Origin of the sequence: Brevibacterium sp. FME17 (assembly GCF_014897515.1) — a bacterium.
In the GTDB taxonomy this organism is placed as follows: Bacteria; Actinomycetota; Actinomycetes; order Actinomycetales; family Brevibacteriaceae; genus Brevibacterium.
Map to the genome: position 1 here is coordinate 1 of NZ_JABUYD010000001.1, position 22787 is coordinate 22787.

General features: G+C 65.7%; 25 protein-coding genes. 18 read left to right on the plus strand and 7 right to left on the minus strand.

From position 1 onward, the window contains the following. Window positions 1-347 precede the first annotated feature (347 nt). On the minus strand, window positions 348-1124 hold the full coding sequence (locus INT40_RS00005; RefSeq protein ID WP_240518556.1) for a DNA-processing protein DprA: 777 nt from the start codon (window positions 1122-1124) through the stop codon (window positions 348-350). Between the two features lie 96 nt (window positions 1125-1220). Here INT40_RS00005 and INT40_RS20420 point away from each other — a divergent pair, with 96 nt between their 5' ends. From INT40_RS20420 to INT40_RS00025, 6 genes are all read left to right on the plus strand, one after another. Further along, window positions 1221-1412 (plus strand): hypothetical protein, encoded by a 192-nt coding sequence (locus tag INT40_RS20420; protein ID WP_226830630.1) that lies wholly within the window; start codon window positions 1221-1223, stop codon window positions 1410-1412. 338 nt (window positions 1413-1750) lie between these two features. After that, window positions 1751-2827, plus strand: coding sequence for a DNA-methyltransferase (locus INT40_RS00010; protein WP_240518555.1), 1077 nt, complete (start codon window positions 1751-1753; stop codon window positions 2825-2827). 266 nt (window positions 2828-3093) lie between these two features. Next, window positions 3094-3366 carry a hypothetical protein gene (locus tag INT40_RS00015; RefSeq protein WP_096179122.1) on the plus strand — a complete coding sequence of 91 codons (273 nt, stop codon included), beginning with the start codon at window positions 3094-3096 and terminating at the stop codon, window positions 3364-3366. A gap of 312 nt (window positions 3367-3678) precedes the next feature. Continuing rightward, window positions 3679-5112 (plus strand): hypothetical protein, encoded by a 1434-nt coding sequence (locus INT40_RS00020; RefSeq protein ID WP_096179124.1) that lies wholly within the window; start codon window positions 3679-3681, stop codon window positions 5110-5112. A 28-nt stretch (window positions 5113-5140) separates the two neighbouring features. After that, entirely contained in the window at window positions 5141-5269 is a 129-nt protein-coding gene (locus INT40_RS20880) for a hypothetical protein (RefSeq protein ID WP_264298384.1), read from the plus strand. Then, window positions 5266-6279 (plus strand): hypothetical protein, encoded by a 1014-nt coding sequence (locus tag INT40_RS00025; protein ID WP_096179126.1) that lies wholly within the window; start codon window positions 5266-5268, stop codon window positions 6277-6279. Before INT40_RS20880 ends, INT40_RS00025 begins: the two co-directional genes overlap by 4 nt. A gap of 105 nt (window positions 6280-6384) precedes the next feature. Here INT40_RS00025 and INT40_RS00030 read toward each other — a convergent pair whose 3' ends face one another. Beyond that, window positions 6385-7008 carry a TetR-like C-terminal domain-containing protein gene (locus INT40_RS00030; RefSeq protein ID WP_096179128.1) on the minus strand — a complete coding sequence of 208 codons (624 nt, stop codon included), beginning with the start codon at window positions 7006-7008 and terminating at the stop codon, window positions 6385-6387. 305 nt (window positions 7009-7313) lie between these two features. On the opposite strand from INT40_RS00030, the gene secA2 reads away from it, so the two are divergent. Beyond that, the gene (secA2, locus tag INT40_RS00035) at window positions 7314-9596 is read left to right on the plus strand and encodes an accessory Sec system translocase SecA2 (RefSeq protein WP_114329662.1); all 2283 of its coding nucleotides are present in this window, start codon (window positions 7314-7316) and stop codon (window positions 9594-9596) included. A gap of 34 nt (window positions 9597-9630) precedes the next feature. On the opposite strand, the gene INT40_RS00040 is transcribed toward secA2, so the two are convergent. From INT40_RS00040 to INT40_RS00060, 5 genes are all read right to left on the minus strand, one after another. Continuing rightward, a complete protein-coding gene (locus INT40_RS00040) occupies window positions 9631-10446 on the minus strand; it encodes a class I SAM-dependent methyltransferase (RefSeq protein WP_096179131.1) in 816 nt (271 codons plus the stop codon). Next, window positions 10439-10876 carry a lasso peptide biosynthesis B2 protein gene (locus tag INT40_RS21285; RefSeq protein WP_205677289.1) on the minus strand — a complete coding sequence of 146 codons (438 nt, stop codon included), beginning with the start codon at window positions 10874-10876 and terminating at the stop codon, window positions 10439-10441. The genes INT40_RS00040 and INT40_RS21285 overlap by 8 nt, the downstream gene beginning before the upstream one ends. Further along, window positions 10873-11130 carry a PqqD family protein gene (locus INT40_RS00050; RefSeq protein ID WP_096179132.1) on the minus strand — a complete coding sequence of 86 codons (258 nt, stop codon included), beginning with the start codon at window positions 11128-11130 and terminating at the stop codon, window positions 10873-10875. Before INT40_RS00050 ends, INT40_RS21285 begins: the two co-directional genes overlap by 4 nt. Further along, entirely contained in the window at window positions 11127-12797 is a 1671-nt protein-coding gene (locus tag INT40_RS00055; protein ID WP_193095216.1) for an asparagine synthase-related protein, read from the minus strand. Before INT40_RS00055 ends, INT40_RS00050 begins: the two co-directional genes overlap by 4 nt. Window positions 12798-12961: 164 nt before the next feature. Further along, a complete protein-coding gene (locus INT40_RS00060) occupies window positions 12962-13069 on the minus strand; it encodes a lasso RiPP family leader peptide-containing protein (protein WP_165770432.1) in 108 nt (35 codons plus the stop codon). Between the two features lie 841 nt (window positions 13070-13910). Here INT40_RS00060 and INT40_RS00065 point away from each other — a divergent pair. From INT40_RS00065 to INT40_RS00115, 11 genes are all read left to right on the plus strand, one after another. Next, entirely contained in the window at window positions 13911-14879 is a 969-nt protein-coding gene (locus INT40_RS00065; protein ID WP_193095217.1) for a bifunctional DNA primase/polymerase, read from the plus strand. Further along, window positions 14876-15619, plus strand: a complete 744-nt coding sequence (locus INT40_RS00070; RefSeq protein ID WP_193095218.1) for a DUF2637 domain-containing protein — start codon at window positions 14876-14878, stop codon at window positions 15617-15619. Before INT40_RS00065 ends, INT40_RS00070 begins: the two co-directional genes overlap by 4 nt. Beyond that, on the plus strand, window positions 15616-16029 hold the full coding sequence (locus INT40_RS00075; RefSeq protein ID WP_193095219.1) for a hypothetical protein: 414 nt from the start codon (window positions 15616-15618) through the stop codon (window positions 16027-16029). The genes INT40_RS00070 and INT40_RS00075 overlap by 4 nt, the downstream gene beginning before the upstream one ends. Before the next feature lie 193 nt (window positions 16030-16222). Continuing rightward, window positions 16223-17056 (plus strand): hypothetical protein, encoded by an 834-nt coding sequence (locus tag INT40_RS00080; protein ID WP_193095220.1) that lies wholly within the window; start codon window positions 16223-16225, stop codon window positions 17054-17056. Next, a complete protein-coding gene (locus tag INT40_RS00085; protein WP_193095221.1) occupies window positions 17053-18315 on the plus strand; it encodes a ParB/RepB/Spo0J family partition protein in 1263 nt (420 codons plus the stop codon). The genes INT40_RS00080 and INT40_RS00085 overlap by 4 nt, the downstream gene beginning before the upstream one ends. Next, window positions 18302-18721 carry a hypothetical protein gene (locus INT40_RS00090; RefSeq protein WP_193095222.1) on the plus strand — a complete coding sequence of 140 codons (420 nt, stop codon included), beginning with the start codon at window positions 18302-18304 and terminating at the stop codon, window positions 18719-18721. The genes INT40_RS00085 and INT40_RS00090 overlap by 14 nt, the downstream gene beginning before the upstream one ends. A 128-nt stretch (window positions 18722-18849) precedes the next feature. Further along, entirely contained in the window at window positions 18850-19590 is a 741-nt protein-coding gene (locus INT40_RS00095; protein WP_193095223.1) for a hypothetical protein, read from the plus strand. Window positions 19591-19671: 81 nt separating this feature from the next. Further along, window positions 19672-20361, plus strand: coding sequence for a hypothetical protein (locus tag INT40_RS00100; protein WP_193095224.1), 690 nt, complete (start codon window positions 19672-19674; stop codon window positions 20359-20361). Between the two features lie 18 nt (window positions 20362-20379). After that, complete coding sequence (locus INT40_RS00105) at window positions 20380-21555, plus strand: M23 family metallopeptidase (protein ID WP_193095225.1); 1176 nt, start codon at window positions 20380-20382, stop codon at window positions 21553-21555. Between the two features lie 53 nt (window positions 21556-21608). Beyond that, the gene (locus INT40_RS00110) at window positions 21609-21890 is read left to right on the plus strand and encodes a DUF6112 family protein (protein ID WP_193095226.1); all 282 of its coding nucleotides are present in this window, start codon (window positions 21609-21611) and stop codon (window positions 21888-21890) included. 133 nt (window positions 21891-22023) lie between these two features. Next, window positions 22024-22566, plus strand: coding sequence for a hypothetical protein (locus INT40_RS00115; RefSeq protein WP_193095227.1), 543 nt, complete (start codon window positions 22024-22026; stop codon window positions 22564-22566). Window positions 22567-22787: the final 221 nt, after the last annotated feature.

Consider the following 22787-nt stretch of genomic DNA (forward strand, 5'->3'; position numbering starts at 1 on the left):
CAAACACCGAAATCCAGACCAGCGTGCAGCTTCAGCCTAGATCGGTGGATCGAGGTTAAGCACCATGACGATCGGAGTCAGCGAGGCGGCCCGGCAGGCAGGCTGGTCCAATCCGACAGTAGCGAGCCGCGCATTCAAGAAGCGATACGGAGTGAGCCCCAAGAGCTTTGCGGCGACGCACTTCGAAGGCAGACAACACAGGGTCGCGTAGCCGCAATCGGGCCCGGACGGTCCTTGGTCGTGACGAAAAGAGACCTCTCCTGCGGCACGACAGGCACTGGTCCCACGCCTTCGCGGAGCGCAGCTACTACGTCGTGAGGACACAGCTTCGCAACGGGAGGCGGAGCCTAGCGGCAGGGCCCGTTGTCACAAACTTCAATCGGACGGTGGAGCCCAGATGCCTGATCAGTGAGGTCGAGCTGACAATCCAGGCGTGCCCCACCGCTGAGCAAGAACCTGCGGGCATCACCGCTTCCCATGGTCAGCTGCTCGCCGTCTCCCTGAATGAACCAGTTACATCCAGTGCTCGTCGGGCTCGTGACTGGTCCGGGAACAGCGCCGATAGTCCGGTTGAGGGCTCGTGCTTCGCTGACTACACGGAGAGACGAAGCGTTCGCGCCGGCCTCCGGAACCAGGACGCCGTTGGCGAGCCCGGCGATGATGCGTCCGTGCTGCTGTGTCCGGTGCGGGGTGGGCTCGGTGCCTGGCGACAGGTCGCTGACTAACTGCCCGTTCTCAGCGACGTGGTGGAGCAGAGATGCGTTGCCGGCTGGATGGAGCCGGTCGAGTCCAGAAGGCATCACGGCGATGGCGACTCCGCCTGCGAGCAGGGTTGCACGGTGCGTTGCCGCGTCGATGCCGTACTGGCTGCCGGAGACGATGTGCACGCCTTGCTGAGCGAGGTCCCCGGCGATAGTGGTTGCGGTGTCTGCTCCGTAGGGTGTTGCAGCTCGTGCACCCACGATGCCCAGGCGTGCAGGCGCATCGTGCCCCAGGATGCCTGGCTTCCCGCGGACCCACGGTGCGAAAGGTGCACGGACACCCAGTTGCTCGAGCTCGGTTGGCCAACCGGGGCCGCCGTGGATGAGTATCCGCAGGCCGAGATGCTCGGCTTCGGCAACGATCTGGTCGCCGAGATCCTCCGGAGACGCTTGTGCGCGTGCCCGCCAGAGGTCCTCATACCCTGCTCCGAGTCCGGGAACGCCCCGGTGTGACGGGCGATGCTCAGAGTGCCCGCTGCTCCCTCGGTGCGGATCAGTGCCCCGGCGCCGGGTTCGAAGACAGCGGCGGCCATCGCCCGGCTCGCCCTGTTGGCGCGGGTGGGTTCGGTGACGCTGTCCATCGGCCTGCTCCTGTCTCGCGGGTTGATTCCGTCTATGGGTGAGCGGCGCAGTCAGGCCGAGCGCTCCTGAAGCTCGTTGACGGTCAGATTCGGGCTTCGGTGGCTCCCGGACTGGAGCTCGCATGAGGGCGTCGCATCGTGCCCGATTTTGAGTGGCCGGAACGTCGATTGCCGATCGTGTGGACCACCTCAGAGCCTGATGGAAAACCGGCTGTCCGCGAGAATAGAACAGGCGCTGTAGCCAACAGCGATCCTCAGAAAACGGTCAGGGAACACGTGTTCGAATTTTCGCGCTTGTTGGCAGCGGACTGAGGTTCCCGGGGGGATCGGTGCGACAACGCCGCACCTGGTGGCAGCCGATGGACGTCGAACGGCGACGGACACGGCAGAGACCAGGAGGCCGTTTCCGTGACAACCACGCTGCCCACCACCCCCGCCCGCCCCGAACCCGCGATCCAGCGGGACGGCATCACCGTCTTCCACGGCGATGCCATCGACCTACTCTCGCGGCTCGAACCCGCATCCGTCCACGCGCTGATCACTGACCCGCCCTACGGGCTCTCGTTCAACGGAAACCGGTGGGACGGCGCCGACGGGTTCCGCGAGTCCCTGACCGACGTCGATACGAGCAGCATGAGCGATGCAGACGTGTTCGAGGAGTGGTGCACGGCCTGGGGCCGCGGTGCACTGCATGCACTCAAACCGGGTGCACATGTTGCAGCATTCGGCGGCACGCGCACCTGGCATCGCATGGTGCACGGCCTCGAGCGTGCAGGTCTGGAGATCCGCGATCAGATCGCATGGCTGCACTCGGCGGGCATGCCCAAGAGCATGGACGTGTCCTACGCGCTCGATAAGCACCACGGCGTGCAGCGACCCGATCGGCAAGTGCAGCAGGGGCAGACCGAGGGCATCCTCGGCATCACGCGCTCGGTCGACGACCACGGCACCCCGGTCACTGAGGACGCTCAGAAGTGGGACGGATACGGCACGGCCTTGCGGCCGGCGTTCGAACCGATCGTGATCGCCCGCGCCCCGATGTCCTCGACCACGGTGAACAATCTCCTCGAGCACGGCACCGGCGGACTCGGCATCGACGCTGGCCGGTTCGGGGACGGGAAGTGGCCGACGAACGCGGCCCTGGATCCCGGGCAGGCCGACGCTCTCGATGTCCTGACCGGCACGTGGGACAGCGACGAGCCGACCTCTCGACGCTTCCCGATCTTCCGGTTCGAGACGAAACCCGGGCCCGCCGAGCGGCCGCGGGCGTTCGGCGTCTCGCATGCGACGGTCAAGCCTCTGGCACTCATGCGGTGGCTGGTATCTCTGCTCACCCCTCCCGGTGGGATCGTGCTCGAGCCGTTCGCCGGGTCGGGCACCACGATCGAGGCCGCCGCACTGGCCGGGTTCCAGGTCGTCGCGATCGAACGTGACGAGTCCTACCTGCCGCTGATCGAATCCCGCCTCGACCGCCTCCACGGGTGACCACCCACCCGGCCTGCTCCTGCCGGTAGCAGGCCGGAGAACCAGCCAGGGCCACTGCGGCGAACAGAAGGCGCAGTGGCCCCCGCGCTCGCCTGCAGATGGTGGTCGCGTCCGAGTGCCGGCGGTACTGCTGCCGGGGACTTGAAGATCAGCGAGGATGGAAGCGACCATCAACACCTCGTCGGGCCGTCATACCTGTCGGGAAGCCGGTGTGCCTTGGCCGACTCGCGGGCAGGATAAGCGGCGCGTGAGGAAGGTGGTCAGCGATGGTCGAACCCAACCGTGCGCGGAATCTGGGAGCGCGATGGCTCGGCCCAACGCCGGAAGAGCAGATGAAGGCTCCGGAGGAGGTCTTCCTCGCCGAAGTGCGGTGGTCACCGGACACAGATCCGGAGTGCTTCACCGACCCCGACCCGCTCGTGTTCATGCGCGAGGTCGCAACTATCGTGCATCACGAGCTGCAGGATTCCCCAGCCTATGAGGGGCCACGGGCTTCCTCGCCCAGCACGCCCCGCCGGAGCAGTGGGACTCGCAGATGACGGTAGTGACCTGGCTGCGCGACCGGGCCCGCACCACCGACTTCCCAGCGGTGACGATCAGGCCGGCCCGTCTGGCACGCATCGACCGGACCACAGCCGGGAGCCCACGCCCCGAGACCAGCCGGTGCTCGAGAAGCGTGCAGCTGAGCTGCCCGGCGACGAGGACTCCACCAACCGCTTCCACCGGAGGGAAGGCCGGCCGGGACCCGACGGCCCCGGGGATAACACAGCCCAGCCTGCTTCGCGCATGTGGGTGGAGGTGGCGGGCATACCTGTGAGCCCAGAGCGTCATGATGAGAGGGACGGTGCAGTGTGAACGAGAACGACAAGCCCAGCGCCACGGCGCGCCACCATCAGGTATCGGTGTCTTTCAATGTCGAGGCTCCGACACTGGCGGAAGCGCGGACGGTCGTGGACGAGCTCATGACCGGCCTCACCGAGGACGGTTCCGCCCGGCACGCGGCCTCGTCGGGGACACGGCCGGCGCTACGCGGGTGGGACTTCACCAACCCGATCCTCGTGGAGACGTTCGGACAGTTCGAGGGAACAGGCGTGCTCGACCTCATGGCTGACATGTTTGAGCCCGAACCAGCGATGGAAGACTTCCGATTGGCCGGCGGCGGCATCGATGAGGACGCGTTCGAAGACGTCCACGCCGACTGGCGTGAGCAATGCCTCGACCGTGCGATCGCCGCCGCCCAGCTCCCGCAACTACTGGGGCGTCTCGACAGCGCCGAGCACACCGTCGAGGCGATCACCGAGGTCCTGGAACACTATCGGAAGCCCGCCGAGCCGCTACGCGACGACTACGAGGATTGGTACGCCTTCCACGAGGCTCACCATGAGTGGCGAGATGAGTACCTCACGGTCAGCCAACGCCGCGACGAAGCCCTCACCCAAGCACTGCACACCAGCAGCGCTGGAGCAGTCCCGACCGAGGTGCCGTCCACCCCGCAACGCCCCGGTACCGGCGATGTGGAGAGAACTTCTGAATCCAGTGAGCCTCGGCCAGCCGTCGCTGGTTCGCAGGGTCCGGAGCGGGTGTCTGTCGGAGTGATCACCTGGACTGATCTCGACGACGAGGACCCGACGATCCTCGTCGACACCAATCCGGTACGCCTCGCCCGGAATCTCGCGACCACACTGTATGAGAACCTCGACGGCAACCCCGCCTTCGACGGGGCTGCCGCGTTCCTCGACACCCATCTCTCGCCGGAACAGTGGCACAGGCCCGAGGATGTCGATGCCTGGCTCGATGCCTTCGACCAGGTGACACCGCTGCCGGCGATCTCGATCCAAAGCGTCGGCGTCGGTGCTCCACCACCGGGAACCGCACCGGAGGAGACACCCCGCACGCCGGCCGGCCCCGTTACCGCAGTCGGCGTCGAGCGCACGGCTGCCTCGCCTGCCGAGGATGAGGAGCTGTTCACGTATCGGGTGTCGCTGGATGTCGAGGTCTCCGCCCGCACCCGCGGCGAGGCTGAGCAGATGGTCGATGACGCCCTGACCGGGAACGTAGAGCCTGGAACACCGGCCGTGGTCCAACGCGGACAGCGCGTGCGCCCCGACGGGGATGTGACAGGCCTCCTCGGCTGGCAGCACACCCGACAGGGACAAGGACGGTCCGCGGATTCGGACACGGTCGGGGCGATGCTCGAAGCCCGCGTCGACCGCCTCGGCGGCACCGAACCGCAGCGCTCCCGCCGCGACTCGGGCCCCGAGACTGCCTGGCGGCGAGGGCTCTAACACTGCCTGGTTCGGCACGGTTTGACGCATGTTCACGACGGTTTCGCGCATCTTCACCCCGAACCCTCGCCGTGCCAGTGCGGCGGCGGGTAAGCCAGAACGCAGACCTGCCCGTTCCTCTTCGGGCATCACCGATGAGAAGGACGGCCCACCATGACACCGACCCCCAACCAGGCGGATCCGCATGAGCTAGAGCAGCCGAGGGAACTTTCTTCCCCACTGCCGGCTGCGCTGCACCAGCCACGCGTGGTCGAAGCGCTCGCGGCGATGTTCCCGCCCGAGCCCGAAGACGTCGTCTACGGCAACGATGAGGCGTTCGAGGCTGCGCACCGGGAGTGGGTGGAGACGTGCACGACGCTTGCAACACAGGCCAGTCGTCTGCCGGAGCTGCTCGAGCGGATGAAGCAAGCCGAACAGGGCCGGGACGCGATCCTTGACGTCCTTGACAGGTATCAGCTGCCGGCAGAGCCCCGGCGCGAAGACTATGTGCCCAGTGCCGAGGACATCGCCGCCGGTGGCGAGTTCCTCGTGTGGGAGCCCTACGCTCAGGACCATGCCCGGTGGCGAGATCTGGTCGCCGAGGCGGTGACCGCCCGGGAGCAGGCTCTGGGGCAGGCGGCACGCGAGGCGGGGCCGCGCACGGCGAATCTGCCGCCGCAGTTCCACCGCGAGTGGGTGCCTCGCGACCTCATCGCCGTGACCACGTTGCAGGCGCTCCTGTCCGCCGACCCTCAGGTGGTCGGCCAGATTCTGACCGAGGACCATCGTGAGCATCTGATAGCCCTGCTCGAGGCTGCCGATGTCGAGGTGCGCATCCCGGATCCGGATGATCCGGAGGGCCCAGAGTTATACGAGGGACCGGCCTCACAGGCCCACAAATGGATCGATCCCGGCATCTACCCGGCGACCGGCCTCGACGGCGAAAGCCAATTCAGGGTCGTCGTCGGCCCCACCAGCAGCGGGCCTGAGGTGGACGCGTCGGCTGCGTTTCCTCCTGCTGAGCATGACAGCCGCATCCTCGATCAGATCGCCCACCTACTCGAACACGCATTTGACCGCCCGGACCCCGCGCAGCTACTGGCGAGCATCACCACCTTCCTGGCCAGTAGCGGTCGAGTAAGCCAAGACCTCGACTCGACCACAGAACCAGGGGGCCCGGGACGTTGATGTGCTAACGAATCGGAATTGCAAGATGGACGACGATGAGCGTCGCGGTCTGGGCGGGAATGGGAGAGGCCTGCTCTGCCCCTGTAGCACTCCAGGTCGCGTGTACTACCTTCCTTCAGCGGCGATTGATGAAACGCTCATCTGCGGACACGTAAGTATATGGACTGCGGTCGCAACCGTCTCTCGGGCAAAATGGTCGTCGACAGGTAGGCCTGTGGGTAGAAGCAGCCGGGAGAGAATGGCGCCGAACATTAAGTCGCAGATGTATTCTGCATCGACGTGAGGCGGATTCACCTCGCCCCGCGCTGCGGCGTTGTCGATAACCCTTCCGACATTCTGCCTACGTGGCAAGATCAGCCTTTCGAAGTAGATGGCGCAGACCTCAGGGATGGTGCGAATGTCTTCGAACATGCCCGGGAGATTCTTGCGGACCAGCGACGTGGTCATCATGGACACGTCGTCTCGCTGAAGTTTGAGGAGGTCGGCTTCTAACGATCCGGTGTCCACGGGGTTCGACTCGCCGAAACGGGTAAGAATGACCTCCAAGGCAAGTACGGAAACCCTTGAGTATCGTCGGTAAAAGGCTTGCCGGGTAGTTCCCACTTCTTTGACGAGGCCATCGACGGTCAGGCTGCCGAACCCGTCAGCTTCCATGCGCCGTTCAGCCGCTTGGCGGAGGGCTTGGCTGATGGCTGGGTTCCTGGGGCGTCCCTCTTGCTTGGTGATCATGTTACGGTACACTACCAGCCTCCTCCGTGGCAGGATGACGGCATGTACCAAGGCGCGAGTTTGGTTATAGACTGTGTTGATATGTGTACAGTCAATCGGCAACCGGGCATGGACCCGGATGCGCGCTTGCAATCCTTGCCGCAGCCACGCACGAACCCTTCCTGCGTGACGCCTGGAGTAGCCTCGCCAGTGGCCACGCCGGAGGCCCAAGCGATCGTGATTGCACAAGTTAAGACGAGTGATGCACGGTGACTGAGCCGCGGCTGTCTGATCGGAGGTCCCCCTGGGCGACAGTTCGAGGGTGGGTGCGGTCGTGGAAGCAGGAACCGGGGTCCGAGAACCTGCTGCGACTCAAACGCTCCGCCGAGAGCTGCTATGCCAGGATGATTGAGTTGGAGACGGCAACGTCCGCGGAGCTCCAAAATGTCGTAGATGAGGTTCTGCGAAATCCGCCGAGTCCCGAGGAGTCCACGGGCTTCTTTGCGGTCGCCGGTGAGCTTGCTCGCCGACGTCTCGGATTGCGTCCGTTTAACGTGCAACTCCTCGCTGCCATGAACATGTTTCGCGGACGCGTGGTCGATATGGCAACAGGTGAAGGAAAGACTCTGGTCGGCCTTCTTGTAGCCGCGGCGTACGCAACCATGGGCCGACGGGTCCACGTACTCTCAGCCAACGACTACCTTGCAGAAAGAGACGCTGAATTCGGGTCTGCCTTCTTTGAGTCCTTGGGACTGTCGGTGAGTGCGGTAACCCAGTCGATGCCCCGCCGTTCCCGCCGAGACTCATTCAAAGCCGAAGTCGTCTACACAACCGTGCATCAGGTGGGATTCGATCTCCTCCGGGATCGCCAACGCACACAGAACCCCGACACCATCGTTGACGCCATGGATGTCGCGATCGTCGACGAGATCGACGCCGTCCTGATCGATGACGCAATGGTTCCTCTCGTCATCGCCGGTGAAGCAGACAGTCAGCCGCCAGACGCTGAGCTCGTCGACGCGGTTCGAGCTTTGCGGCCCAATGTCGACTATGTAGTTGATGCCGACGGACTCGCCGCGTCGTTCACGGAAGAGGGAGTAGAGTCGCTGGAGGCAGCCCTCGGAGGACTGAACCTCTATGACGACGACTCCAACGACCTGCTCACGGCAGCACACCTCGCCCTCCACGCTCACGCATTGGTCCACCGCGACATCGACTACGTCGTGTCAAACGACCGTATAGAACTCATCAACACCACACGGGGACGCGTCGCAGACCGCCAGAGATGGCCCGATGGCCTCCAGGCCGCCGTAGAGCAGAAAGAACGTCTGCCAGTGTCCCAGCAGGCACGAGTACTCGACCAGATGCTCGTCGAGGCCGTTGTCCGCGAGTACACCGCCCTGACCGGCATGAGCGGCACCGCGGCCGAAGCCGCCGAACGCATCCAAGAGGACCTCGAACTCCGCACCGGAGTCATACCGCGGAACCGTCCACTTCGCCGCACGGACCTGCCCGACCGCCTCTTCCTCACAAGAGCCCAACGAAACGAGGCAGCGGCACTCCACGTCGCAGAGGCTCGATCACGGTCCCGACCTGTGCTCGTCGGAACGGGAAGCGTCCGAGAGTCTGAAGAGTTCGCCTCCGTCCTCGCCGACCACGGAATCTCGGCGGCCGTCCTCAACGCCAAGAACGACGCGGAGGAAGCAGAAATCATCGCACGGTCCGGTACCGCCGGTACTGTCACCGTGTCGACGCAGATGGCCGGCCGAGGAGTCGACATCATGCTCGATGAGGAGGCGTCTCGTGCGGGCGGTCTGCTAGTGCTCGGCCTCGCACGATACGACAGCACGCGACTGGATCATCAACTGCGAGGACGCGCCGGCCGTCAGAGCGATCCAGGAGAATCCGTCTTCTACACCAGCCTCGAGGACCCCGTTGTCACGGAGAACCTGGAGATTGGTGTCACCCCCGATAGTGTGTCCGGAATTGGACTCATTGAAGACGCCTGGTTCCAGGAAGTCTACGAACACGCCCAACGGGTGGCCGAAGGCAAAGCGCTACAGCTCCACCGCACGACCCGGTCCTACCACACCGTGACCGACAGACACAGAGTCCTGACCCTCCGCCTTCGCGAGCAGATCCTCTCCGATTCCCCAGGGTCTCTCGACGGTCTCCTTGACAGCATTTTTCCCGATGCGTCAGCTGCGAGGCAGCGATGGAAGCAACCCGAGAAGCGAGAGCTTGTTCGCCAAGTCGTGCTCTTCCATATCGATCAGGGCTGGGCCGATCACCTTGAACACCTAGCTGGCGTTCGAGAAGGAATACACTTGCGAGTTCTGGGTAGGCAGAATCCACTCGACGAGTTCCTCATCATCGCAAACGAGTCGTTAGCGCATCTTGAGTCTGACTACCTTGCCCGTTGTGCGGAGACTCTGTGCAGGGCTCATGACGAGGCACGTGCCATTGAGGATCTTGGCCTTCGCAGGCCGTCTTCCACGTGGACGTATATGGTCACGGACAACCCTTTCGGTTCGGAAGCTGATCGAGTCGTGGAATTCATCGGCCGCCTCGTCCGAGGTAAACGGCCACGGGCCGTACGCTACGTGTGAACAACACTGTTGAGCTAGGCGCCAATGGCGCGGCTCATTGGTATCGCTCGAATAGGAACAGTTTCGCGCACCGATCAACTTCAATCGAGCCACGTCTGCGAAACATCGAGTCTAGTCCGGCGCGGATCTGACCGACGAAGGACTGCGCATCGTCTGACTCCAGGTGCTCCACAGCAGCCTCTAGTCCTGATTGCATGAGAAACTGCTCGGCTGCCGCAGTAGTTTGAAACCGCTTCGGACGACGGATGGTGGAGGACGCGTCGAGACCAAGGCCGACATCAGCAGCAACACGGACGAGTTCTTCCAGGTTCTCGCTGATCGTGCGGTTGTGTTCCTCGGCTGTAGGACGAGAAAAGAACTGGCAGGCGACGTCATGCAGCCACAACCAGTCCTCATGAATAGGGCCTGGCTCGGAGACCGCGAGCCGACCTTGAGGGCCCAACACACGGGACCACTCGGTCAACATGCCTTCCATTTTGTGCGGGAGGATGGTCGCGAGGTACCCGGCGGTGACACCGTCGAACTCCCCATCTGCGTGAGGGAGGTCGCCTGCATCACCGCGGATGGCTCGCTCCGGCGGAACGATCTCGCGCAGGTACTCGACCATCCGTTCGGACAGGTCGATCGCCCACACCTCTGCGCCCCTGCGATCCAAGGGACGGGTCACCGCGCCCCTGCCCGCACCAACATCGAGGATGCGCTCACCTGCGACGGGATCGATCAGGTTGGCGAGTTGCAGACCTGCCCAGTTGATGAACTCATCGCCGTATCTGTCGGCCACGTCGTCGTAATCTGCCGGATCAGAAGACCCGGTGCTGGGTTTGCTGGGGTTGAAGTTTTCATCAGTCACGACCCGCTCCTATTTCGATGGTGACCAAGTAGTCGCCCGCGCGGAAGTCCTTAGGTTCCCCTATCGGTTTGTCGCCGCACTCGACCCATGCGTGAGCGCGGAACGGTTCAAGCGTGACGCCGGTCTTCCACGTCGGCCACCGTAATCCGGCTTGAGCTGAGAGGAGGCAGATGGCGATGGAGCGCGGCAAGCACCCCTCACCGGCGCATGTGACGCTCAGCGCCTCAACGTCTCGCCGAAGACTCAGCGATGATTCCGCTGTGGCTGGACGACAACGCACCGCGACGCGGCGAAGGGTCTTCTCAATGGTGGCAGGTCGCCGCGTAGCGAGGAGTTTCGCTGATCCAATCGTGATAAGCGTCCTTACCCGGCGGATGATCCCACCATTGAAGCTCGGTCGAGGTACAACCATATTGACCTGATTGCTCATGCGGTCACCCAACCTCGCGTGCGAAAATCGCCGATAATGGCTTCCGCATCCTGGCTGATCGCAGCCTTGTCTGCTGCCGGGAATTTTTCGGCCAGCCTGTTCACCACGCCGTCGAAGGTCATTCCGTCCAAAGTCATTTCGAGTACTTCCGCGGCGGTGGCATTCAACTGGAAGTACTTTCCCGTGCTTGGGGACAGGACGACCCCGCTTCCATCATCGGCACGGACGAGTTTGACGGGCTCGTGAGGGCTCATGGATGGTTCACTCCGATCGGATCAACAGATATCTGGTGGCGCACGCCTTCGTTATCTCTGAGCCAAGCTTCGACGGCGAGTGTCCGCCATAGTGACATGGGAAGAAGACTCGGAGGGTGGGGGCCGAGAAGACTTGCACGGAACATACCCTCATCCACAACGCCCCGCTGTGCGGCAAGCATGTTCGTACTCATGGTGCGCAGACGTGATGCGTTCTGCGTGAGTCCGGTCCAGATTGCGGCGGTGTTATCGGTCTTGGCGGTCCTGTTCACGATCGCCTGCGGCAGCTCATCCCCGATGGCGTCGAGAAGCACCGGCTTCACTCTGCTGGGGTCCTGGAGTTTTCCAGTTGGTGACCGCAATACGGCGTCTACGACTCTGTCGTCGCCGAACGGTGCGTCGACGAAGATTCCGGCGGGGGCCATGATCTGAGATTCATGGCGGAGAATGCTGCCGCTGGTGATCAGGCGCGACAGCGTTTCGTGTTGTTCTGCGGTGGTCCCCAACGGCGGGACTGTGGCGTGTTCGAGCTGGGATCCAAGACGTTCTCTTGTTTCCTCCCGGTAGTGCACCCATGGGGGAATGGATGACTCCATGCTGAGCCAGCCTGGTGCTGTGTGGCCATCGCGGACGAAGTCTTGGAGACTCTGGTGATAGCTGGAACGAGAAGTCGCCCACTTCATCAACGTGCGGCGCGGTATTCGTGTTCTCGCGTGGAGGAGTTCGACGCGCTTCCTGACTTCCAACGGCCGGCGGAGGCCGAGATCCCGTAGGTGGGCGACACCACTGGAGAACAGTTCGTCGCCGAAGTGTCCTGTGAGATGGGTCGTGACGGTACCTGAGGTTGCAGCACTCACGGCCTCGGCGATGAACCGACTTCGCATCTTGACGGGTTCACCGGCGAACGGGAGGTCGGTCCTCAGGAGAGTCTCGTCAATACGATCGAAGACGTGTGGGAACGAATCCGGCCCGGCGGTCTTCCAGCGCTCGACGCCCGTAGCATCTACAATGACGCGCGCCCAGCTAGTTTCTTCATCGAACAGAGCCGCAGGGCCGGTGGTAAACGCCGTTGTGTCGTTGCGCTCACGGGCCGCAAGCGCTAGTACGACGCTTGAATCGATGCCTCCCGAGGCATCGCAGGAGAGGGCGTCGCTTCGTTCGGCGCGGACTCTCACCGCTTCGATCATGCGCTCTCGGAGTCGGTCCCTCGATTCCTGGGCATCGCGATCCGGCGCCGGAGGGCACCAGTACTGCTCGATGCACGGGTGCGTTCCGTCCGTATTAAAGATCAGGCAGTGGCCGGGCGGTACGACATGCATATCCTTCCACGGCGGTTGAAGGCCGAAGGGGTACGGGGCTTGTGGCGATAGCGTCCATGTCGTCAAGATGTTCGCATCCACGGCCGTCCCTGCCAGTTCGGCGAGGAGTCGGGCGTCGGTAGCGGCGACCACCTGCCCGTCAACAGTGGCCCAGAAGACCTGGTAGAGGCATGAGATGGTGCCTTGTACTCGTACGGTGTCGGCAACTCGAATCGTGAGGACCAAGCTACCGGGGATCTCCGAGGTATCGACATCTGAGCCGCGTCTGGCTGCCTGCAGGGATGCCCTCACGGATGGCGGGAAGGTGGATGGAACCGTCCCGAACCCGAGCATGATCTTGCCGGACATATCGGCTCTGGTGCTTCTCGTGGGTTCAGCGTCGCCGACGATTGCCGGTCGGCCTGAGCTATACGAGTCGATCGTTGGACATGAGTGAGCCTCGGCAAGCCTGGTCCCCAGTTCAGTGTCAGGGACGAACAGCAACTGTTGCGGCTTGCCGAGGCTCATCGTTGTCAGCCGAAGAAGTATCCAACGGCCTCATGACGGACGCCGATGACGCCACGAGTCAGCTCACTGAACTCGCCTGCCTCGACGATTGCCGGTGCCTCATACGTCTGCATGATGCACTCCTTCCTACTCAAAGGATCGGCTCCTGTTCGCCGGTCCTGTGACGACCGTAACATCACTTACGGACCACTGCAACCCGTAACCTCAATCGACGGTCGAGGCGCGTGGGGTTGGTACTAGGCGGCATCTGCAAACCCAGGAGTGATGCTTCGCGACATGAACATGGTACGACAGTGTTCCGTAAGTTGCTGCAGAAGAGACCTCGGCGCTCACGTATCAGAGCTGCTGGGCAGGGCCGTGCGACGCACTTGGTAACGGTAGAGCTGCGCCTGAGAACATTGCACTGACCGGGCTACCGCCTGCCCCTTCCGACCCTGGTTAGGTCTTTCGCTCAACCGAACGGTCCGTTCACGCTCAACAAAGCGCTCCGGATGGGGTACACGAAATCCGTGTCCCTCTTCCGAACTGGACGATGTCGGACGCGGCGTCGCATGCGGGCTGCCGAGGACATGATCCATGGCGTTTTGAACCGTCGCCTTCGCCAGTCAAGCCGACCATCGGGCGGAGGAGCGCAAATGCCTCGCGGACGTAGTCGAAGTTTGTCCGGTCAGCGGCCGAGGCGCTGATGGGATCGGACGACGGGTGACGAGGTGCTGCGTGCTGCTACAGAGCCGGCACCGTCCGAACGAACTACGGCGTGACGGTCTTGTGGCTGTAGCACGGCACGGGTAGCGCGGGGAGCCGGGACACGCACTCTATGACGCAGATACCTGACGATTTCGCGCATCCGAGCGGCAGAGTATTGCGATCTCCAGAATCCGGTGGCTAATGGAATATACGGCCCGGAAGCCACCCGCTTCCATCGGCCGACCTGCTGGCACTTCGATGATGAGGATGCTCCCGCACCTTCTCATCGTCGAGCCGGCAACGCTCTCCCATCCCGAGAGCCCAGGAGGTGCCCCCACAATGTCCGATCCCGATGTCACCGCAGACCTGCCCCTGACCCGGGCAGCCTCCTTGACACTACCGCAGGCCGCCGCCCTCTACGCCCACTCCGGCGTCGCTGTCTTCCCCTGCATCGCCGGCACGAAACGGCCCGCGACCGAGAACGGTCTCCACGATGCCACCACCGACCCCGATCGGGTCGCGCGGTGGTGGGACCGCCTCCCGGCCTCGAACATCGGCCTGCGCACCGGAGAGGGCATCGACGTCCTCGACATCGACTACCACCCCACCGGCGACGGATTCACTCGGCTACGCAGCCTGCTCGAAAACGGGTTCGCCGGGTCGTGGACGCATGCCGTACGCACCCCCTCGGGAGGTCTGCACCTGTACTACCCCTCCGACCCGGGCCGGGAGCAGCGCAGCTGGAGCAGACCCCGCGAGCACATCGACTTCCGCGGGGCCGGCGGCTACATCATCACCCCACCCTCACGCATCGACACCGATGGAGGCGTGCGCGGCTATCACCCAGTCGGGCCCACCTACCCGGGACAGCCGATCGACGCTGATGGGATCCGCGACGTGCTCACCCCACCGCCGGCCCCGCGCCCGTCTCTGCCTACTGGTGAGCGTGATCTGTCGGTTGATGGTGAGCGGATCGCGGCGTGGCTGGCCCGTCAGGAGGTGGGCAGCAACCGCAGCGAGACCGTGTTCTGGGCGGCCTGCCGCCTCGTCGAACTCGGCGCCGCCGAGACCGAGACCCACACAGCCCTCGCCGAACCCGCCGCCGAGCTCGGTCTCGACGACCGGGAGACGCAGGGCATCATCCGCCGCGCCCACCAGACCGCGAGCCCAGATGCGGACGTGGAGTATCGGTCGACCTCTCACGCGTCGGGGTGGGTGACGGGGAGAACGCTATGACTCCGTCGAGCAGCAGCGGCACGGCGGCTTCGCGGGGGCGGGGCCCGGTCGTCGTGGCCGTCGTGGGCACGTTCGGGCTGGCTGCTGCCGCGTTCGTGCTCTCCTTCACCGCACTGCGTGACCTCGCGATCCTCGCCGCGGTTCCGGCCGGGCAGGCGTGGCTGTGGCCGCTGGTCGTCGACGGCGTCATTCTGGAGGCGACCACCAGTGTCGTCGCCCTGCGCGAGGCGAGCACGAAAGCCCGCCGTTTCGCCTGGCTGCTCCTGACGTCCGGGGCCGGAGTGTCGGTGGCAGCGAACATCACCCACGCCGTACTCACCGCCACCAGTGTGCCCGGCCTCGTCGCCGCCGCCGTGGCCTCCGTCCCACCCCTGACCCTGCTCGCCATGACGCACTTGACGGTCGAGCTCATGCGCAACACCGGCACCCCCACAGCCAGCCCAGCACCTCTCAGTGGGTCCACTGCCGAGGAGCCGGCACCCCGTCTGCTTCCGGCTGTTACGAGACCTCAGGCTCTCGAGCAGGCACCGACGCAGCCTGACAGGTCAGACGACGTCGGTACTGCGGATGGTCCTGGCCCGGCCGATCGCGGTCAGCGGGTCGAGCAGGCCCGGGCGATGGCCGCTGACGGTGTGGCTCGGCGGGAGATCGCCGAGACGTTGGGGGTGCATCCGACGACGGTGGGCCGGTGGCTGGCCATACCTGCACAGGCACACCCGAGAGATGAGGAGCCCTCATGAGCCAGAACCCCGAGATCCCACCGACGACGCCGGCGGCCGAACGCGACCGGCACAGACCCGACCCGTCCCCGGAGGGCCCCGAGTCCAGGGAGATGCCGGGAACGCCGGAGGCCGTCGAGGCCCGCCTGGCCACCCGCAAGCCTGACAGCCCGGAGGCGGAACAAGTGGCGGGGCGGCGCGGCAGCGTGGAATGGGTCCGCGCGTCCGATCTGGCCTCCCGCGGGGGCGCCGGGATGCTGCATGAGGGCATGAAACTGAACAAGAGCCTCGCCGCGGCCGTCCACGATGCTGCCCGCAGCATCCGCCCGACTCTGGCGAAGAAGGTCGCCGAGCGCGAGACGGACCTGGAGACGACCAGCCCCGAGCGCACGACGCGGCGCGGGCCGGGCCGGGAAGGGGTGAGCCTGTGACCCCACCCGCGCCCGCCACTGGCGCACGCACCGCCTGACCCGCACCACCCCGAACCGCCTCACCAGCCACCGCGGTGGCTCCAATGGCGGGGCCCGAGCCTGCCCGCACTCCGGAGCCGGCTATCCCGGGGTCGGTGGTTCCGGAGGGGCCCCATACCTACTCGTTACCAGGATCCGATGTTGAGGAATCGCCATGCACACCACCACCACTACGAGCCCAGAACCCGACGACCGCGATGATCGCGCGCCCGGGGAGGGCATCGACTTCACCACCCCCGAAGGCCTGCGCCAGGTCATTCGCGAGCTCACCGACCACCAGGCGTGGGCCACCAGCCCGGTCGCCGCCGAGCTCATGGCCTACGCGGCCGAGAAGTACGCGCCGATCGGCCGCACCTGGCATCGCAGCCCCCAAGATGCCGCAACCGAGGCGTTCTTCGCGATGCGCACCCCCTCGACGCTGAAAGCCCGCGACCCCTGGGCGGTCGTGACGAAGGCCGTCGCGTTGTCGATCCCGGCCGAGACCGTCGCCGAACGCGGACTGCTCTCCCAAGACGCAGCCCGACGCAGCGAGGAACGCCCCGCCAGCGAACCGGTCAGGGCCGGCGAGTATGCCGAGTACCTCTTCGATGTCCACCCCCACGCCGACACCCCATCTGGCGGGGAGAGCGCCGTCGACCGGGTGGTGCGGGCCACGAGCGTGTTCCTCATCCTCACCGGGTGGCCGGCCCGCCCCGTCGAACAAGCCGTGGACTACCTGACCTACCGGGTCTGCGGGCTGCGCTCGCGGGAGGCGGCGATCGAGACCGCCGGTGGGGACGTGCACATCGCCCACCGGCTGGGACTGGGCAGGGAGACCTGGCGGGGCCTGGTCAAGCTCATGGTCGGCCATGCCGCCCGCCGCAGCGAACCGGAGCTGGGGCTCTTCGCCCGGATCCTGCTCGGTGACACGGTGCCCGAGCTGCTGGCCGACACGCGGTTGGTGGACAGTTCCCGGGCACTGGTCGCGCAGATGGGGGTCCGGTCATGAGCCGCTCACATCTGGTCATGGATCACGCGATCGGTGAGATCGTGCGCGGGCACAGCTACCGGCGCGATCTCGACGACCTCGACGAACTCTGCGAGTCGATCCGTGAACGCGGCCTGCTCACCCCACCCTCGGTCACCGAGAGCTCGGTGCTCATCGCCGGGTCCCGTCGCCTGGCGGCGATGGAGCGCCTGGGCTACCGGGTCACCCCGGTGTGGGTCGTCCACGGTGTCTCCGACCGGCTCTCCCAGGTGTTGGCGATGCGCGATGAGCAGACGCTGCGCCGCGAGCTCAAACCCGTCGAGCAGGCCGAACTCTACGAAGAGCTCAAAGCCCTGTACGCCGAAGACGCTGCCCGCCGGAAGGAAGCCACCCAGTTCGGTTCGCTCACCCGTGGCGAGGACAGCGACGATGGGGATGCCGGGTACGGTGGTGCCGATTCGGCACCACCGGTGACCGGCAACGATCACAAGGCCCGCGTCCAGGCAGCCAAGGCCGTCTCGGGGCGGGATTCGCGCACTCAGATGGAACAGATCTCCGAGCTCAAGCGCATCGCCGCCGACGATGATGAGGATCCGATGGTGCGCCAGGATGCCGCCGAGGCCCTCATCGAGCTCAACGAGGACGGGAAGGTCAACGGCCGCTACGTCCGCGTCAAAGCCGCCCAAGGTGTGGCCCGGCTGCGGGGCTGGGCCGAGCACCCCGATACCGCCGAGGACATTCGGCAGGCCGCGACTGAGGAACTGGCCGCCGTGAGCGCGGATCTGCCGCCGGCTGAGCGGGCCAAGGAGGCCGGACTCGCCGTTGCCCGCGTGCAGAAGCTCATCGATGCCGCCCGCCCCGAACAGGTCGGGTGGGCGGATGTGGATCCGTTGATGCGGCAAAAGCACGCGGTGCGCAAGCTCGTCGACCTGCTCCGCCGCGAGCACGGCTGGTGGGAACGATTCGATCCGGCAGAGATCGGCCAGTACGCCACCGCCGAGCAGTGGGAGCTCATCGACACCTACCTCACCGGCACCGCCACATTCGGCGACGCCGCCCGCGAAGCCCGCGCCACCGCTGTCTCGGAGCCGGAGGCACCAGGCGAGGAACCGCAGCCAGACGAGGACACCCCAGAAGAGTCGACCCAGCCCGGGCCGGTCGAGGACACGGGAACAGACGACGACCCCGACACTTCCGAGACCAGTGAGGCCGAGGACGATGCAGCCGGCGACCCGACGGTCGAGGGCGAGAACGGGGAGGCTGCTGATGTCGAGGAATGAGGACCGCCCCATCGAGGCGTCCGAGGCACTCGCGGAGGCGGCACGGGATCTCGCCTACGCCAGCCGTGTCTTCGACGACCCCGCCGACAGCTACCGGGTGCTCGGCAATCTCCAAGTCACTCTGGCCGATCTGCACCAGTCGATCCAGCAGGTCGCGCAGATGCACAACCGCGAGTGGATACGCGCCTCCAGCGACACCGCCGACCAGGTCGTCGGGCACACGGCCGCGAGACAGGCGGAGACGCTCCTGCAGGAGGCGGCGGCCTCGATCGATACCGCCTACGACCAACTGCGAGAGGCCTTCTCCCATAACGGGCGCATCGCCTGGCAACCTGACCCCGCCACCGTGGAGACGACCAGCCAGGCGCGGACCCTCTCGCAGTCCCGGCCGCCGCCGGGCCGGTAACCCCGGATGCCTGATGACGCCCTGCCCGCACCTGGTGTGGGCAGGGCGTCTGACGTCGTGCCGTACCTGATCTCCATCCACACAGACACGAGCCCCCGTGATCGGCAGGGGTGGATGGGAGAGACACGATGGGCAAGCTGACACCCTATGACACCGGTGCACGTCTGGAACCACACGTCTGGGTCCACGGGCAGACGACCAGCCCCGAAGGGCGGGCCAGGCCGGCCGAAGACGGTGATTTCGGACGCGTGGACTTCGACCTCGACGACGGCACCAGCCTGGCCACCGTCTACCTCATGCCCACCGATAGCGGCTACGAGATGCACATCCACCAGCACGGCGAGGACTACCTGGCCGTCTACGGCGCCAACGAGCCAGCCCCACCCGCCCTCATGGCCTGCGCCAGCCTCGACCCGGAATACCGCAGCCGGCAGATGATGCGTCTCGGCGACGGGCTCGACGCACTCGGCAAGGAGTTCGCCGACGACGTCTGGTACTACAACGAAGGCGACCCGTTCGCGTTCGATCCCGGCCACTTCGTGTTCCTGCCGTATGAGCGGGACGGCTCACATTTCGCAGTCGAAGAGCGCTACGAACGCGGCACCGACTGGGAAGACCCGGACCGTACACCTATCGGCTGGACCTGGGTCGACTACCAGATGGTGCCCCAACCCGACGGCACCACGAGTGCCCAACTGGTTGCTGAGGGCGCGACGACACCGGCCGATATCGACCGGCTCATCGACCGCGCCCGGACCTGGGCCCAGCAGTGCGCCGACCGTGTCGCCCGCGGCGAGATCGAAGGACTCACACCCCTTCACCTCCGGCACGGCACCCAGACCCCGGGCACGGAGGGCCTGACCCGCTAACCAGCAGCGCGTGTGCCGGAGGGGTGTCGTACCTGAGGCGTGACCTGCTTCGTCGCGTCCCCTCTGGAAGGGAGGCCCCTGGTGCCTGACAACTCAGCCCCGCCGCGGCGCTGGGCCCGCCGCATCATCCTCATCGCCGCCGGCCTCGTCATGCTCCTCATGATCGGTGTCGGCGTCTACGGGCTCATCACCGGACCGCCCGAGCCCACCCGGCAGGCGCCCCGCCCGATCGCAACCCAGACACCGTCACCGGGAGCAGGCGGGCAGTCGACGCCGGAACCGGCCACGACGCTCGAGCCGCTGCCGGCCACCGACGACCCCGACGAGTTCGCCCAGGCCGTGACCGAGGCGCTGTTCAACTGGGACACGCACAGCCTGCTCGATGTCGAAGACCATCGGATGCGACTGATCGAGGCCGCCGATCCCACCGGACTGGAAACCCCGGGCCTGATCTCCGACCTCGACAACTACCTGCCCGACGAGGCGACCTGGACCAAGCTGCAGGAGTACCAGACGCGCCAACGCATCGACATCGATACCCTGGCCGTGCCCGGCGAGTGGGAGGACGCGCTGGCCGCCGGCGGTCCGGCACTCGAAGAGGGCACGATCGCCTACACCGTCCACGCCACCCGGCTCCGCGACGGCGTGTGGGTCGGCGACGCGGTTGAGAGCGCGCATCCGGTGGAGTTCACGATGTTCCTGGCCTGCCCGCCACGGACCGAGCAGTGCGCCCTGCTGCGCCTGTCCGTGCCCGGCGAAGCCCTCCAGTAACCAGGCAGGGGTTGCCGGATGAAGAAGACACTCGCCGTCGTCGCCTGCCTGATCCTCCTCGCCCCATTCGGGGCGACCATGAGCGTGGGCCTCCTCGCCAGCCCCGCGCTCCTGTTCCAGGGCACCTGCTCACGAGAGGGCCTCAACGTCGGACCCGTCCCGGATGAGCTGACCGCGGAGACGAAGAACGGGGAGACCATCACGCTGGGACGCACCCAGCTCGAGCGGGCCAGCTCGATCATCACCGGCGGCAGCGAAATCGAGGGCATCGACGACAACGCGGTGATCATCGCGCTCATGGCCGCGCTCACCGAGTCAAACCTCAAACAGCTCGCCAACAGTGCTGCCTACCCCGAATCCGGGGACATGCCCAACGACGGCGAAGGTGCCGATCACGACAGTCTCGGCCTGTTCCAGATGCGCCCGCAATCCGGGTGGGGCACGGTCGAAGAACTCATGGACGTCGACTACCAAGTCGAAGCGTTCTTCGGCGGCGAAACCGGACCGAACCACCCCTCGCCGCGCGGCCTGCTCGACATTCCCGGCTGGGAGGACATGGACCGCGGCGAAGCCGCCCAGGCCGTCGAAGTCTCCGCTCATCCGGACCGGTACACCAACTACGAGCCCGTCGCCGAGAAGATCCTGACCACCCTCACCGACAACGCCAACAACGGCGGCAATGGTGGCGGGGGCTCCGGTGGTGACGTGCCAGAGACGGAACGGCTCGTCTTCCCCCTGCCCGAGGGCACCTACACCCGCACGAGTGGGTTCGGGCCCCGCACCGACCCGATCACCGGAGAATCCCGCCTGCACGGCGGCGTCGACTACGCCGCAGAAGATGGCACCCCGATCTCCGCGCTCGCCGACGGAAAGGTCGTGACCGCGCACATGTCCGGCGGTACCTCGGGCACGGTCATCATCGAGCACACCATCGACGGTGAGGCTGTGGCGACGATGTACGTGCACATGTGGGAACACGGCATCCACGTCGAGGCGGGCGACCAGGTGAAGGCCGGCGATCACATCGCCGATGTCGGCTCCTCCGGCCACTCCACTGGCCCGCATCTGCACCTGCAGGTCCATCCCGGCGGGGCGCAAGCGGAACCGATCGATCCCGAACCCTGGCTGGAAGAACACGATCTCGCATCGGGTGAGGCCCCGAGCGACCCGCAGCCTCCCGGAGGCTGCCAGTGACGCGGTGGCCGGACGCACCTGAAGGATCCGCCGACCCCTCAGGAGCCCACTCTATGCCACGTCTGCTTGCCACGGTCTTCCCGGACTTCGATGCCATCGGAGGCCGAGACCTCATCCTCGAGGTCCTCGGGGCACTGCTGACGATCGTGCTCGTCGCCGCCGTCCTCTCGCTGCTGGTCTCGGCGATCCTCTGGGCACTCGGCGCGGGTAACGGCAACTACCGCCTCGCCCAGACCGGACGGATTGGTGTGCTCGTCAGCCTCGGCGTCGCCGCACTCGCGGGTGCGGGCGTGGCCTGGATGAACTTCCTCATCGACCTTGGCCCCACCCTCTGACCCTCAACTGCAGCGCGGGTGCGCACCGACGTTGGCCCTGCAGCCACTCGAAGTGAGCCGGTAGCGGCACGACCCTGTCGTTGTGCGCGCATACCTCGAGAGAGAAGTCATCCATCGAGCAAGGGAGTACACCATGGACATCACCGAGCACACGGGCGGATACGCGGTCGCCGAGGTCGCGGAGCTGCGCACCGGGGCCTTCACCGCGGAGATCCATCGGAACGGCAGGCACGTCGTCGATGTCGAAAACGACGGGCGCGGCGGCTGCAACTACTACTCGGCCGTCTCGCCGGAGCTGCGAGACGAGGTGCAGGCTCTGCACGAATACGCGGCACGGGACTTCGGGGACTTCGAGCCTGCCGACGCCTTCGTCGAGGCGCTGATCGACATCGACACCGCCGAGAAGAACGCGCGTCGCAACGGCACCTCGTTCTCCGCAGAAGCCGAGGCGATGATCACCGCCTTCAAGGAAAACGCGATCCCCGAAACGATCCCGTACATGCAGTCGACCTTCGACCTACTGCGCAAGATCGGAGCCGCGAAGGACGCTGAGGGACTCCCGGCAGAGAGCATCGAGGCTCAGCCGGCCGAGCGTGCTACCCCGACCTCGGGCATCAGCGGGGCCAGTCGCGCCGAAACCTCCTCGAGCATCCGCCGCACCCTCTTCGACCGCTGACCCTGACTGGCAGGAACCGAGGACTCGGCTCCCAGTGATGCTGACCTGCCAGCGAACGGCGCTGCCGGTGCGATAGCGGATCGCTGCGAGACCGGCGGACTCCGCCAGTTCATGTGGCGCCCGCCCCAGCCTGGGGCGGGCGCCACACGGACGTCAGCGCACCGAGCCAGATGCAGCGTCCCAGCGCTGTCGTCGACTTCACCCAGCGACAATCCGCGCAG